General features: G+C 73.0%; 11 protein-coding genes. 9 read left to right on the top strand and 2 right to left on the bottom strand.

Annotated elements, in window-relative coordinates; genetic code table 11:
* Positions 1-81 precede the first annotated feature (81 nt).
* The 5 genes from BJ982_RS21055 to BJ982_RS39515 all read left to right on the top strand — a co-directional run bounded on the left by BJ982_RS21055 (position 82) and on the right by BJ982_RS39515 (position 6,707).
* A complete protein-coding gene (locus BJ982_RS21055) occupies positions 82-657 on the top strand; it encodes a YbhB/YbcL family Raf kinase inhibitor-like protein (protein WP_184882615.1) in 576 nt (191 codons plus the stop codon).
* A gap of 183 nt (positions 658-840) precedes the next feature.
* Positions 841-2,850, top strand: coding sequence for a hypothetical protein (locus BJ982_RS21050; RefSeq protein WP_184882613.1), 2,010 nt, complete (start codon positions 841-843; stop codon positions 2,848-2,850).
* Between the two features lie 81 nt (positions 2,851-2,931).
* The gene (locus BJ982_RS21045) at positions 2,932-5,187 is read left to right on the top strand and encodes a SulP family inorganic anion transporter (protein ID WP_184882612.1); all 2,256 of its coding nucleotides are present in this window, start codon (positions 2,932-2,934) and stop codon (positions 5,185-5,187) included.
* 90 nt (positions 5,188-5,277) lie between these two features.
* Entirely contained in the window at positions 5,278-6,291 is a 1,014-nt protein-coding gene (locus BJ982_RS21040; RefSeq protein WP_184882610.1) for an NAD-dependent epimerase/dehydratase family protein, read from the top strand.
* 95 nt (positions 6,292-6,386) lie between these two features.
* Positions 6,387-6,707, top strand: a complete 321-nt coding sequence (locus BJ982_RS39515) for a cell division protein SepF (protein WP_373869607.1) — start codon at positions 6,387-6,389, stop codon at positions 6,705-6,707.
* Between the two features lie 65 nt (positions 6,708-6,772).
* Here the strand turns inward: BJ982_RS39515 and BJ982_RS21030 are convergent, their stop codons facing one another.
* Positions 6,773-7,312 carry a hypothetical protein gene (locus tag BJ982_RS21030; RefSeq protein WP_184882608.1) on the bottom strand — a complete coding sequence of 180 codons (540 nt, stop codon included), beginning with the start codon at positions 7,310-7,312 and terminating at the stop codon, positions 6,773-6,775.
* A gap of 807 nt (positions 7,313-8,119) precedes the next feature.
* On the opposite strand from BJ982_RS21030, the gene BJ982_RS21025 reads away from it, so the two are divergent.
* Both BJ982_RS21025 and BJ982_RS21020 read left to right on the top strand, forming a co-directional pair.
* Positions 8,120-8,743, top strand: coding sequence for a TetR/AcrR family transcriptional regulator (locus tag BJ982_RS21025; RefSeq protein WP_184882606.1), 624 nt, complete (start codon positions 8,120-8,122; stop codon positions 8,741-8,743).
* 2 nt (positions 8,744-8,745) lie between these two features.
* A complete protein-coding gene (locus BJ982_RS21020) occupies positions 8,746-9,159 on the top strand; it encodes an acyl-CoA thioesterase (protein WP_203958926.1) in 414 nt (137 codons plus the stop codon).
* A gap of 99 nt (positions 9,160-9,258) precedes the next feature.
* On the opposite strand, the gene BJ982_RS21015 is transcribed toward BJ982_RS21020, so the two are convergent.
* Positions 9,259-9,855, bottom strand: coding sequence for a YbhB/YbcL family Raf kinase inhibitor-like protein (locus BJ982_RS21015; RefSeq protein ID WP_203958927.1), 597 nt, complete (start codon positions 9,853-9,855; stop codon positions 9,259-9,261).
* A 263-nt stretch (positions 9,856-10,118) separates the two neighbouring features.
* Here BJ982_RS21015 and BJ982_RS21010 point away from each other — a divergent pair, with 263 nt between their 5' ends.
* Positions 10,119-10,856, top strand: a complete 738-nt coding sequence (locus BJ982_RS21010; RefSeq protein WP_184882604.1) for an ABC transporter ATP-binding protein — start codon at positions 10,119-10,121, stop codon at positions 10,854-10,856.
* Positions 10,850-13,348, top strand: a complete 2,499-nt coding sequence (locus BJ982_RS21005; RefSeq protein WP_184882602.1) for an FtsX-like permease family protein — start codon at positions 10,850-10,852, stop codon at positions 13,346-13,348. The genes BJ982_RS21010 and BJ982_RS21005 overlap by 7 nt, the downstream gene beginning before the upstream one ends.
* Positions 13,349-13,450 lie beyond the last annotated feature (102 nt).

Here is a 13,450-nt window from a genome sequence, read left to right as displayed (position 1 = left end):
GCCGATCGGGCCCATCGCCGTTGACCCTCATTCCTGTGATGGGGTCAGGGCACTCCTCAGATCCGCGTAGCATCAGCGGGCATGGGGCAGCCGAGAAAGTCCGTGCGCGCCGGGCGCCTGGGACGCGACTGGCGTGCGGTCGTGGTGGCGGCGGCGGTCGCCGTGACGTCGGGCTGCGGCATCGTCGGCAGCAATTCGCCGACCGACGGGTCGCTGGGCGAGCTCAGCGTCTCCAGCCCGAGGTTCCGTGACGAGGCGCCCCTGCCGGCCGATTACTCCTGTGCCGGCAAGGAGGGGAATCCGCCGCTGCGGTGGTCCGGTGTGGCGCAGAAGCTGACCAAGTCGATCGCCCTGGTGGTCGACGCGAACAACGCGCAGGGAGCGGCGGAGGTGCACTGGGTGGTGTTCAACATCGACCCGCTCACGACCGAGCTCACGCAGAACAGCGTGCCGCGCGGCGCGGTGCAGGGCATGACGTCGAGCGGCAAGGTCGGCTACTCGCCCCCATGCCGCCAGGACGACATTTATCGTTTCAGTGTCTACGCGCTCGACGAGAAGCTGGATCTGAAGAAGGGCGCCGCCCTGCGGGAGACGTTGGAGCACATCGCGCAGCACACCATCGCCCGTGGACGTCTCTCGGCGTCCCACATCGAGTGACGCGATGCGCACCGAAGGTGATACTCAATACCGGATCTTCTCGTAGGGTGTGACAACGGTCATAGTGGTCGGACAGAATCAGGTGCAATCCTTGAGCGCAGGTGGTCAAAGGGGGCAGGTCGCGTCGATGGCCGCGCGATCTCACCAGCGCCACTGGAAGGCCATGGCCATGAAGGTGGTGCAATGATTATCGCGGTCATTGTCGGCCTCGTCGCCGTCGTGCTGCTCGTGCTGATGGTCGTGGCACTCGGCATGCGGTCGATGAACCGCCGGGAGAGCAATCTGCCCCCAGAGCGGCTGCGCAAGATGGCCGAGCAGGCGGAGGATCCCACCAAGGCCAAACGCCCCGGCCGCCCCGCCGAGGAGACGTTCTTCGAGAGCTTCCCCGAGGGGTTCGACGCCTTCCAGGAACCCGAGCGGGCCACGGCACGGCTGCGTCCGGGCAACGGCAAGCCCGGGGCCCGGCCCGCGGGCCGGCCGGGCGGTCGCTCGGCCCCGCGCGGCAAGCAGTCGGCGTCCTCGCGCGGCCGGCGCGGCGTCGACGAGTGGGGCGACTCCGACGACTACGACGACGACTACTGGACGCGGGTGCGGGCCGACGACGGCGCGTTCGGCGGCACCATCGCGGCGCGCATGGGCGCGAGCCGCCCCGACCTCGCCTCCCCGTCCTCCCCTCCGGCCGCCAAGCCGGCCGCCGCGCGCGACTCGGCCAAGCCCGACGAGGTGGACGCCAACGCGGCCACCGTGCAGGCTCCGCTTCCCCCCAGGCCGGCCGGCCATGCCGGCCAGGGGGACTCTCCGCGCGCCGCCGCCCCCTCGTCGGCCGCCGCCGCCTCCGACCGCACCGTGACCTTCCCGGCCCCCGTGCCGCAGCCACCGGCGGCCGGCTCCCCGCCCGCCGCCTCGGCCGCCGACGTGCTCGGCGCGCTCGGCTCCCCGCCGGCCGCTCCCCGTTCGGGCCGTGGTTCGCGTCCCGACCCGGCCGACCCTCTCGGCGTCGACTCCTCGCGCACCAAGCCGCGCCGGCGCGGCGACGCGGGCGACGCCTCCCGTGCCACCCCGCCCGCCCGTCCCGCCGACCCGCGCAGGAGCGGCCGCCCGGGCAGGCCCGCCGAGCCCGGCCGTTCGGCCCCGGCGCGCCCGGAGGTATCGCGCGCCGACTCCGGCCGCACGCCGGCCCCCGGCCGTTCCAACGCCCCCCGTCCCGACGCCGCCCCTTCTGACAGAGCCGACTCCGGCCGCACGGCGACCGGCCCCTTGGGGACGGGCCGCCAGGGCCGCTCCGACGCGCCGCGCCCGGCCGATCCCCTGTCGGACCCGCTGTCCGGCAACCCGCTGACCACCGGCCCCATGCCCGGCGGCGCGTTCCCCGCGGGGTCGATCGCGGGTGATCCGCTGTCGAGCGGGCCGCTGCCCAGCGGCGCCACCCGGCCGCGCTCCGGTGAGGACTCCCGCCGGCGTCCCCAGGACGACGCGGGCCGTTCCCCCGCGCAGGAGACCCCGCGCACCGGGTCCGAGCAGACCGGCCCGTTCGCGTCCTCCCCGTCCTACGGCCGCACGCCCGACCCGCTGGGCACGGGCGCGCCCGGCGCGGCGGCCGGGTCGTGGCCGGCGCAGCCCGCGTATCCGGCCACCGGCTCCTACGACATCCTGGACGGACCGGCCACCCCGCCTGCGGGCACGCCCGCCGCGCCGTCCTCGGACCGGAAGAGCGCCGACTACCAGCTTCCCGGCCACGACCGGTACGCCGCGCGCGAGTCGTACCCGTCCGAGCCCGCCTACCCGGCGGGGCCGTCGGCCCAGTCGTACGAGGTGCGGCCGGGGTGGGCGACCATCGACGACTCCGACGCGGTGACCGGGTCCACGCCGGCCCCCCGGCGCGACACCTCCGCCTACGACGCCACGGTGGCGCACGAGCTGCCGAGGCGGGACGACGCGCCGCCGTCCGGTTCCGGACAGGGCTACGGCGGCTACGGCCCGGGGTATCCCACGGGCTCCGCCGCGACCCCGTCCTCCCCGGTCTCGTCCTCGTGGTCGCAGCCGCGCCAGAACACGGGCGGAAGCTGGCCTTCCTACGGTGAGCTGTACGGGAACGGCGGGCCGGGCGAGGATCCGGCGCAGCAGAAGGGGTCGCCGTCGCGTGGCGGCCACCGCCGGCCGGCCGAGACCGACTATCCCGACTATTACCGCTGATCACCCAGATTTCCACCGTCAGTTGTAAAACGCATCCGGGAAAGGCTTAATCAATCGGCCCCGGCGTCGTATGGTCGCCTCATGACCGGGGACACGGAACGTAGCCGAACGACGACCGAGCGTCTCACCTCCGTGCTCCGGCACGATCTTCCCGCCTCACTGGTGGTCTTCCTCGTCGCGGTGCCGCTCTCCCTGGGCATCGCGGTGTCCTCCGGGGCGCCGCTGATCGCGGGCCTGGTCGCCGCCGTCGTGGGCGGGCTGGTGGCGGGGGCGCTCGGCGGTTCTGTCGTACAGGTGAGCGGGCCCGCGGCCGGGCTCGCGCTGGTGGTGGCCGAGCTGGTGCGGACGTACGGCTGGCGCGCCACCTGCATGATCACGTTGATGGCGGGCGTGCTGCAGATCGTGCTCGGCGCCTTCAAGGTGGCGCGGACCGCGCTGGCCGTCTCGCCCGCCGTGGTGCACGGCATGCTGGCCGGGGTCGGCGTGGTGATCGCCCTCTCCCAGCTGCACGTGGTGCTCGGCGGCCGTCCGCAGAACTCGGCGGTCGAGAACCTCATCGAGCTGCCGAACCAGATCATCGACAACCACAGCCACGCGGTCATGGTGGGCGTGCTGACCATCGCGGTCCTGCTGCTGTGGCCGCGCCTGCCCCGGGTGAACGCGGTGCCCGCGCCGCTGGCCGCGCTGGCGTGCGCGGCGCTGACCGCGGCGGCGTTCGGCTGGGACGTGGCGCGCGCCGACCTGTCCAAGGGCTTCAGCGAGTGGGCCTTCCCCGCGTGGCCCGCCGGCGACTGGCACGGCATCGCGGGCGCGGTGCTGCTGGTGGCGCTGCTGGCCGGGGTCGAGTCGCTGCTGTGCTCGGTGGCGGCCGACCGCCTGCACGAGGGCCCGCGCGCCGACCTGGACCGCGAGCTCACCGGCCAGGGCGTGGCCAACCTGGTCTCGGGCGCGCTCGGCGGCCTGGCCGTCGCGGGCGTCATCGTCCGCACCACCACCAACATCCGGGCGGGGGCGCGCAGCCGGTGGTCCACGATCCTGCACGGGGTGTGGGTGCTGGTCTTCGCGGTGGGCCTGGGCTGGACGGTCACGCTCATCCCCCTGGAGGCGCTGGCCGCGCTGCTGGTTTTCATCGGCATCCGCATGGTGAATCTCGGCACGGTGCGCGGGCTGCACGGCCACGGCGAGCTGCCGATCTACGTGCTGACCATGGGCGCGGTGATCCTGATCGGCCTGGCCGAGGGGGTGCTGCTGGGCCTCGGCCTCGCCGCGCTGTTCGCGCTGCGCCGCCTGACCAAGGTGTGGGTGCACGTGGCGCTGGAGCCGGACGACCGCTGGCACGTCGTGGTGACCGGTTCGCTGACCTTCGTGGGGGTTCCGCGCCTGACCGAGGGCCTGCGGGGCGTCCCCCCGGGCGCCGACGTCCACCTGGACCTGAACGTCGACTTCCTGGACAACGCGGCGTTCGAGGCGCTGCACGGCTGGCGCCTGGAGCACGAGCGCACGGGTGGCTCGGTCACGATCGACGAGATGCACGACGAGTGGTACACCTCGGCGGCCAAGGGCACGCGGGCGTCGCCGGCGAAGTCGCCGCCGAAGGCTCCCGAGCGCTGGTGGCTGCCCCGGGCGTACCGCAGGGGCGGCCCGCTGTCGGCCCTCCCGGTCCGGCATTCCGGCGCGTGGATCCCTCCGCGCCAGGAGTCGGGCGCGGTGCCCGACCTGCTGGCGGGCGCGGTGGACTTCCAGCGCCGCACCGCTCCCCTGGTCCGGCCGTTCCTCACCCGCATGGCCCGCACCCAGGACCCGTCGCACCTGTTCATCACCTGCGCCGACTCCCGGGTGGTGCCGAACCTGATCACCGCGAGCGGCCCGGGCGACCTGTTCACGGTGCGCAACATCGGCAACCTCGTCCCCCGGTACGGTGCGACTCTCCCGGACGACTCGGTGGCGGGGGCGATCGAGTACGCCACGACCGCGCTGAACGTCCAGACGATCACGGTGTGCGGGCATTCGGGGTGCGGCGCGATGGCGGCCCTGCTGAGCGCCGGAGAGAAGATCTCCGGCCTGCACGGGCTGGAGCGCTGGCTGCGGCACGGCGACCACACGCTGGCCCGCTACATCCTGTCCGACGCGACCGGCGGCGAGGACGGGCCGCTCGACCGGCTGTGCCGGGTGAACGTCGCCCAGCAGCTCGACAACCTGCGCACCTACCCGGAGGTCGCGCGGCTGGAGGCCGAGGGACGGCTCAAGCTGGTCGGGCTGTACTTCGACATCGGCGCGGCCCGGGTCCACGTCCTGGACCGCGAGGGCTTCACCCCGGTGTCGGCCGGTTCGCGCTGACCCGCGGCGGACGGGACGCTCCGCTGTGGGCGGATTCGCTCATTGTGAAACGTCTCGGCCTCCCGGGGTGATCGGCACCACAGTGGTCGCATGAGACTTCTGGTGATCGGTGGGTCGGTGTTCCTCGGCCGGTCCATCGTCGAGGAGGCCCTGCGGCAGGGCCACGAGGTGACCACGTTCAACAGGGGCAGGTCCGGCGAGGACCTGCCCGGGGTGACGGCCGTGCGCGGCGACCGGGAGAATCCGGACGACCTACGGGCGCTGGCCGAGGGCCGCACGTGGGACGCGATCGTCGACGTGTGCGGCTTCACGCCGCGGGTGGTGGCCTCCTCCGCGCGGGCGCTGTCCGGCCACGCCCCGCTGTACGCGTTCGTGTCCACCGTCTCGGCCATCTCGACGTGGCCGGCCGAGCGCGTCGACGAGACCTCCCCGCTGTGGGAGTGCGGCCCTGAGGCCGGTCCCGAGGACGGCGACTACAGCGTCCTGAAGGCCGGCTGCGAGCGCGCGGTCGAGAGCTTCTTCGACGGCGGCGCGCTGATCCTCCAGCCGGGGCTGATCCTCGGACCGTGGGAGAACGTCGGGCGGCTGCCGGGGTGGCTGCGCCGGGTCGCCCGGGGAGGCCGGGTGCTGGCGCCGGGCGATCCCGAGCTGGAGATGCAGCTCATCGACGCCCGTGACATCGCGACGTTCACGGTGGACCAGGCGGCCAAGGGCACCGAGGGGCGCTTCCTGCTCACCGGGCCGGCGGGCAACACCACGTTCGGCCGGTGGCTGGCCGACTGCGCGGAGGTGACCGGGTCCGACGCCGAGTTCGTCTGGGTGGACGACGATTTCCTGCGCGCCCGCGAGGTGGAGCCGTGGACCGAGTTGCCGCTGTGGATTCCCCCCGGCGAGGGCGAGGTCGGCACGTGGAGCGTCGATACGTCCAGGGCCGAGGCGGCGGGGCTGCGGTGCCGTCCGGTGCGCGAGACCGTCCGGGACACGTGGGACTGGCTGAAGGACCGCGACGTGGCCGCCCTGGAGGAACGGCTCCCGCACTGGCGGCGGCACGGCATGGCGCCGGACAAGGAGGCGCGCATCCTGAGCGAGTGGGACGCCCGCTGACCGTACGCCGCCACGGCCGGGATAAGCGGGGCGAATCCGCCGAAGCCCGGCGCGCTGACCGCCGAACGGGGAGGGCGGGTGTTAACGTCGGCGACGTGGCAGACCCCCGGAGCTTCAGCGACGCCGACGCGCGCACGTCCCCAGCGGCCCCCCTGGCACCCCGGCCGAACCCTTCCGTGATCAAGACGCTGCACCCCCGGGACTACAACGAGGCCCTGTTCGTGGGGCACTACTACCGCGAGGGCCTGCCGGTGATCATGGACCTGACCGGCCTGGCGGATGCCGACGCCAAGCCGCTGGTGGACTTCGCCGCCGGGCTCGTCCTCGGCCTCCGGGGTGACATGGACCGCGTCGCCCACAAGGTCTTCCTGCTCGTGCCGCCGGGCGTCGTCATCGACGGGGCGCTGAGCGGCTAGAGGAACGGCGCGCGCCGCGCCGTGGCGACGGCGCGCGCCCTTACCCCTGCGGCGTGCGGTGCGGTCTACAGCGGCGGGGTGATGTCGATGAAGGCCGTGCAGTTGGCGGGCCAGGTCACGTTCACCGACAACGTGCAGTCGCTCCGGCGCACCAACCCCGTGCGCGTACGCACCGCGACGCTCAACACGTTGCCGCGTGGGTCGGCGGCCAGCGTGACGTCGGTGACACCGGACGGATGGTTCGTCACCGTGGACAGGTCGTGCCAGGGCGGGTTGGCCGGGCCCAGCGAGGTCTGGTCGCGGACCAGCACGACGCCGTTGGGCTGGGCCACCGCGACGTAGAGCAGGGGCGCCGGCGCGGTGAGGCCGGTCGGCGTGGCCACCGCCGAGTCGATCCCGTCGGAGGCGCCCCGAGGTCCGGGCGGGCCCGGAGGGCCGGGTGGGCACTTCGCGCAGCTCTTCTTCGTGCTGACGACCTCGTCCTCGTCGTCGCCCGCGGGACGGGGCGGGACGGCCGGCGCGGCGTGGCCCACGTCCTGCGACACCCGCCGGCCGTGGTCACCCGCCGTCGCGGCGCTCGCCGGAGCCGGAGCGGACAGCGTCACGGCCGCTCCCGCGAGCGCGAGCGCCGCGACCCATGTACCTGCGAAAAGCGCTTGTCCCCGAGGAATCACTCGGTCCCCCCATATCCCTTGATTCCGTACACATCACATATTTCTCGTGCCCCATGGGCGGCACCGCGCCCGTGGAATACCCGTCCGGCCCCGGCGTGACGCGACGCGGAAGTACCGATAGGGAAAATGGACGGCACGGGGACGACAAGCACGGCCGTTGCGGAGAATGGCCGGGTTTCTTAGGCTTCAGCCCATGAAGTCAACCATCACGTCAATACTCGAACCCCAGCCGCGCGAGTGGTACCGGGAGGGCACGACGGCCTACGAGGGCGGGTGCAGCCAGCACGGAACCCCACCGTGTCACGACCCGATCGTGGCCAGCGTCCTGCTTTCGGACGCCGGGAGCGAGGAGATTCGGTGGGCCGTCTGCCAGCGTGGGTTGGATTCCCTGCCGAAGCCCCGATAACCGAATTCATCCGCTTCTCACCGCGTAAGTCACCACGGCCACCGCAATCTCCGTCCAATCCCGCTTCTGCCTTCTAACGGCACACAGAGCCGCAATACCGGCGTCGAGCATAAAATCCCCCGCTCACCATCTTTCACGACGCCGCACCACAAATAGGAAGCGACGGACAGGGCACGCCCGCCACCCCGCGGGCCTCCCCCCGGCTCCTCGACAAGAGGGCCGTCCGTCGCCCAGGCCGGCCGGAAGCCCGCCGGCGGAGAGCGCCGGGCGCTCGAACGCCATCGGCCAGAAAACTAAACGACCGATCGTTCGTATTGTGCTACCGTGCCCCCATGCACGATGGACGGAGGTTGCGCGGCCAGCGCAGCCGTGAGGCGATCCTGGAACGGGCCGTGGCGCTGGCCTCCGTGGACGGCCTCGGCGGGCTCACGCTGGCGCGCCTGGCCGAGGCCGCCGGGGTCAGCAAGTCAGGCTTTTTCGCCCACTGGCGTGACAAGGAGCAGCTCCAGCTCGACTGCGTCGCCTGGGCCCGCCGCCTCTGGGAGGAGCGCGTGATCGCGCCCACCGCCACCGTCCCCAAGGGCCTCCGGCGGCTGTTCGCCCTCCACGAGTCCCGCCTCGCCTTCTACGCCGACGGCGTGCTGCCCGGCGGCTGCTTCTTCTTCGTCGCCCAGGTCGAGTTCGACGACCGTCCCGGCCCGGTCAGGGACGCGGTCGCCGCCGCCATGGGCGACTGGCTCGGCTACCTGGAACGCCGGGTCAAGGACGCCGTGGACCTCGGCGAGCTCACCGCCGACCCGGCCCAGCTCGCCTACGAGATCGAGGCGCTGGGCGAGGCCACCGTCACCCACTCCCGTATGCGCTCCGGCGACGCCGCCTACCGCCGCGCCCGCACCGCTGTCCTGGACCGGCTGCGCGCGCTCGCCACCGACCCCTCGATCCTCCCGGAGGACTGACCGTGTCCCACACCCGTCCCGTCCAGGTCCACTTCGACGACCTCGACGCCATGGGCCTGCTGCACAACGCCCGCTACGGCGTGCTGGTGGAGCGCGCGATCAGCGCCTTCTGGAGCGAGCTCGGCTGGCACTTCGACCCCGCCCGCTCCCGGTTCAAGGACGTCTTCCTCGCCGTCCGCGAGTTCCAGATCACCTACCACGTGCCGATCATGGGCGTGGGCGAGCCGCTGGTCCAGTTCTGGATCGAGCACTTGGGCACCAGCAGCGGCGTGTACGGGTTCCGCGTCCTGTCACCCGACGGCGCGACGGTGCACGCCGAGGGCCGCCGGGTGAACGTCAACCTCGACCCCGCCACCCTGCGCCCCACGCCGTTCACCGACGAGACGCGCGAGGCCGCCAAGGTCCTGGTCGCCTGACCGGCCGCCACCGGTTGTGGCCGGCCCCTCCCCCGCGGACGGATCCGCGGCGGGACACGGGGGCCGGTCACAACCGCACGCAGATGTGACGTCGCCGGCTCACGACTCGCCGGTGATCCTCGCCGAGCCGATCGAGGCGCCGGCGATCACCCGGGCCGCGGTGGTCGTCGAGGACGAGGAGGTCAGCTCCGACAGGGTCGCCCGGTTGAGCGCGTGGACCACGAACTCGTAGGTGTTCACCGTCCTCGGCGAGCACGGCCCCTGATACCCGTACAGGCTCGCGCTCCCGCGGTAGTAGATCTGCCGGGATCCCGCGGGCACCGACGGCCGGTAGGCGTGGTCGACGTTCTGCGGTAGCGACGTCACGCCCGGCGGGATGTCGTAGATGACCCAGTGGATGAGGTTGTTGTTGTCCAGGTCGCGCATGACGATGGCGTAGCTCTGCGCGCCCGCGGGCGCGCCGCTCCACGCCAGCGGCGGCGACTCGTTCTTCTGGCGCGGGTCGCCGGTGCCGCTGCTGGTGCATTCGTGCACCTTGGGGATCAGACCGCCCTCGGTGAAGGCGGTGCTCGTCACCGTGAACGCGGCGCGGCTCGACGACGAGGTCCCCGCGGCCGAGGGGGTGGCGATGGTCAGGGAGAGGCCGAAGGCGCACGTGACGAGCAGGGCGTGCGACACGGCTCGCTTGATGGTCACAGAGGGCTCCTAGGGGTGGCCGGGGTCCTGGCGCTCCGTCCTGACTACGGGCATTACATGGCGCGTGGCCACAGTGTAGGAATCACGCTCCGCCCGGACCACCACGCAGCTTGACATCCCCACGTCCTATGCCCGTCCCCACCACCGGTGGTACAGCCAGCCCTACCATCGCTGTCCAGCCCGCGGGCTCGTGCCCGGAACGTCCGGATCCCTACCGTGAGGGTGGCCTTGACGAGAGTTGCGCTGAAACGAGGGACGGATAAATGGCGACGCACGCGGTACGCCTCAACGCGGTGACGAAGACGTACGGCAAGGCGGTGCACGCCCTGCGCGGCGTCTCGGTGGACCTGCCCCGCGGCGACTTCACCGCCATCATGGGCCCGTCGGGGTCCGGCAAGAGCACGTTGCTGCACTGCGCGGCCGGGCTGGACACCCCCACGTCGGGCACCGTCCACATCGGCGGCACCGAGCTGTCCCGGATGAACGAGACCCAGCTCACCGAGCTGCGCCGGGAGAAGGCGGGCTTCGTGTTCCAGGCGTTCAACCTGATCCCCGCGCTCAGCGTGACCGAGAACGTCCTGCTGCCGTTCCGGCTCGCCGGCACGCGGCCCGACCACGCCTGGCTCGACGAGGTGATCGGACGGGTCGGGCTCGGCGGGCGCACACGGCACCGGCCCTCGGAGCTGTCCGGCGGGCAGCAGCAGCGGGTGGCGATCGCCCGCGCGCTGGTGACCAGGCCCGAGGTCGTCTTCGCCGACGAGCCGACGGGCGCGCTCGACACCCAGACCGCCGCCGAGGTGCTCACCCTGCTCCGCCAGGTGGTCGACGCCACGGGCCAGACCGTGGTGATGGTGACCCACGACCCGGTGGCCGCCTCCTACGCCGACCGGGTGCTGTTCCTGGCCGAAGGCGCGCTGGTGGACGACGTGTACGCCGCCGGACCCGAGACCATCGCGCAGCGCGTGACCGCGCTCGGCCGCCGCAGGGCCGTCGCGTGCTGAGGCTCGCCTTCGCCGCCTCGCGCGGCCGCATGGCCTCCCTGGCCGGTTCGTTCGTCGCGTTGATGTTCGCCGTGGCCCTGGTCGCCGCGTGCGGGATGCTCATGGAGAGCGGCCTGCGCGCCCGCGTCCCCGCCGAACGGTACGGCGCCGCCCCGGTCGTGGTGGCCGGCCTGGAACAGGCCGTACTCGCCACCGAGGACGACTTCCTGGGAGTGCCCCTGACCGAGCCGGTCGCGATCCCGGCCACCCTCGCCGGAGAGATCGCCAAGGTGCCGGGCGTCGCCAAGGTCGTGCCTGAGATCGGCTTCCCGGTCGGCCTGACCGGCGCGCGGGAGTCTGTGACCGGGCGGTCCTGGGAATCGGCGGCACTCACGCCGTACACCCTGAAGAAGGGCCGCGCGCCCGCCACGCCGCACGAGATCGTCACGGACGTCACGCTGGGCCACGAGATCGGGCAGAAGCTCCACGTCACCGGCCGGGACGGCCTACGCGAGTACACCGTAACCGGCACCGCCGAGCCCGGCACGAACAGACCCGGTGAAGACGGACCCGGTGCGGACGGGCGGGCGTCGGTCTTCTTCACCCCCGGGCGCGCCGCCGAGCTGTTCGCCCGCCCCGGCAAGGTGCTCGCGTTCGGCGTCTTCGGCGACGGCCAGAGCGAAGAGCTGGCGCGGCGTGTCGAGCGGGCGCTCGGCGACACGGTGACCGTCTACGCCGGCGACCGGCGCGGGATGGCCGAGGACGTCACCGCGCGGGAGGGCCGCGAGATGCTCATCGCCATCGGCGGCAGCCTCGGCGGCGTGATCCTCATGGTCGCGGTGCTGGTGGTGGCGAGCGCGTTCGGGCTCGCCGTCCGGCAGCGGGACCGCGAGATCGCCCTGCTGCGGGCCATCGGGGCGACGCCCCGGCAGATCCGCGCCATGATCGGCCAGGAGTCGCTGGTCATCGGGGTCGCGGCCGTCGTGCCGGGACTGCCGCTCGGCGTCGCGCTGGGCAGGTGGTTGTTCGACCAGTTCGTCGCGCGCGGCATGCTGCCGCGGGGATTCACCCCGGTGACCGGCCCCCTTCCGCTGCTGGTCGCCGCCGCGGTCGGGCTGGCCACGGCCTGGCTCGCCGCCCGCGGCGCCGTACGGCGCGCCGCCCGCGTCAAGCCCACCGAGGCGCTGGGCGAGGCCGCCGCCGAGCGCCGGGAGCTCGGCCGCGGCCGAATGATCGCCGGCCTCGTCTTCCTCGCCCTCGGCCTGTCCGCCTCCGCCATGGCCATGTACATGGCCGGGGAGACGGCCGCGGCGACCGCCGGCGCCATCGTGCTCCTGCTCATCACCGCCGCCACCCTGCTCGGCCCCTGGCTGGTCCGGCTGGCCGCGCGCCTGGCGGGCGGGGTGATCGGGCGGACCTCCCCGGTCGGCGGCTACCTGGCCGTGGCCAACACCCGGACGGCGGCCAAGCGGCTGGCGTCCGTCGCCGGCCCGCTCATCCTCATGTTCGCCTTCGCCGCGACCACCCTGTTCTCCCAGTCCACCATCGCGCACGCCACCACCCGGCAGGCCCTGGACGGCAACCGGGCCGACCACATCCTGCAGGCGGCCGGGCCCGGCCTGCCTCCCGAGGTCGCGCGGGCCGCGCGCGAGCTGCCCGGCGTCACGGGAGTGACCGAGACCATCCGCACCAAGGTGATCGGCGACACGACCGAACTGGGATCACGCACGCTCAAGCCCATGGCGGCGATCGGCCTCACCGTCCCCGTGCGCGGAATCGACCTCGGCGTCACCTCCGGCTCGCTGGACCGGCTCCGCGGGAACGGGGTCGCGCTGAGCACGCTCGCCGCGGGCGGCTTCGGCGCCTCGGTCGGCGACAAGGTCCGTCTCCTCATGGGCGACGGCACCCCGGTCAGGCTGACCGTCGTGGCCCTCTACGAGCGCGGCCTCGGCTACGGCGACGTAGCGCTGCCGTACGCGCTGGCCCGCGACCACTCGGCGTCCGGGATGTCCTCCCAGCTGTACGTCACGGGCGGCGCCAAGGAAGGTCTCGCCGCACTGGCTCCCGGCCTCACCGTCCTGGACCGGGCCGCCGCCCGCGCGGCGATCGACACGGCGCAGGAGTTCAACGACTGGGTCAACCGCCTGCTGCTCGGCATGATCATCGTCTTCATCGTCATCTCCGTGGTGAACACGCTGGTCACCGCCACCGGCGCACGCGTACGCGAGTTCGCCCTCCTCCGCCTGGTCGGCGGCACCCGCCGCCAGGTACGCGCCATGGTCCGCTGGGAAGCCCTCCTGATCGGCGCCCTCGCAGTGGTAACCGGCACCTTGATCACCGCCCCCACCCTCATGGCCCTCACCTACGGCCTGACGGGTTCCCCCCTCCCCCACATCCCCTCCCTCACCTACGCGACGATGGCCCTGGCCACCATGGCCCTGGCCTACACCGCAACCCTCACCCCCACCCACAAAACCCTCCTGGGCCGCCCCGCCGACCAGATCCGCCGCTGACCTCACACCACAGGATGGGCCGCCCACCAGCGGCCCTTCCTGTGCGCCCCGACGGGCTTCCCGCTCCTCCCGTCCGTCATCCACAACTTGACCGCATCGGAA

Origin of the sequence: Sphaerisporangium siamense (genome assembly GCF_014205275.1) — a bacterium.
In the GTDB taxonomy this organism is placed as follows: Bacteria; Actinomycetota; Actinomycetes; order Streptosporangiales; family Streptosporangiaceae; genus Sphaerisporangium; species Sphaerisporangium siamense.
This window is presented reverse-complemented; position numbering and strand designations above follow the sequence as displayed.

Excerpts from the sequence above, each read along its gene's own strand:
- BJ982_RS21025 (WP_184882606.1), top strand. The coding sequence starts at position 8,120 with ATGCACGATGGACGGAGGTTGCGCGGCCAGCGCAGCCGTGAGGCGATC.
- BJ982_RS21045 (WP_184882612.1), top strand. The coding sequence starts at position 2,932 with ATGACCGGGGACACGGAACGTAGCCGAACGACGACCGAGCGTCTCACC.
- BJ982_RS21050 (WP_184882613.1), top strand. The coding sequence starts at position 841 with ATGATTATCGCGGTCATTGTCGGCCTCGTCGCCGTCGTGCTGCTCGTG.
- BJ982_RS21010 (WP_184882604.1), top strand. The coding sequence starts at position 10,119 with ATGGCGACGCACGCGGTACGCCTCAACGCGGTGACGAAGACGTACGGC.
- BJ982_RS21055 (WP_184882615.1), top strand. The coding sequence starts at position 82 with ATGGGGCAGCCGAGAAAGTCCGTGCGCGCCGGGCGCCTGGGACGCGAC.
- BJ982_RS21040 (WP_184882610.1), top strand. The coding sequence starts at position 5,278 with ATGAGACTTCTGGTGATCGGTGGGTCGGTGTTCCTCGGCCGGTCCATC.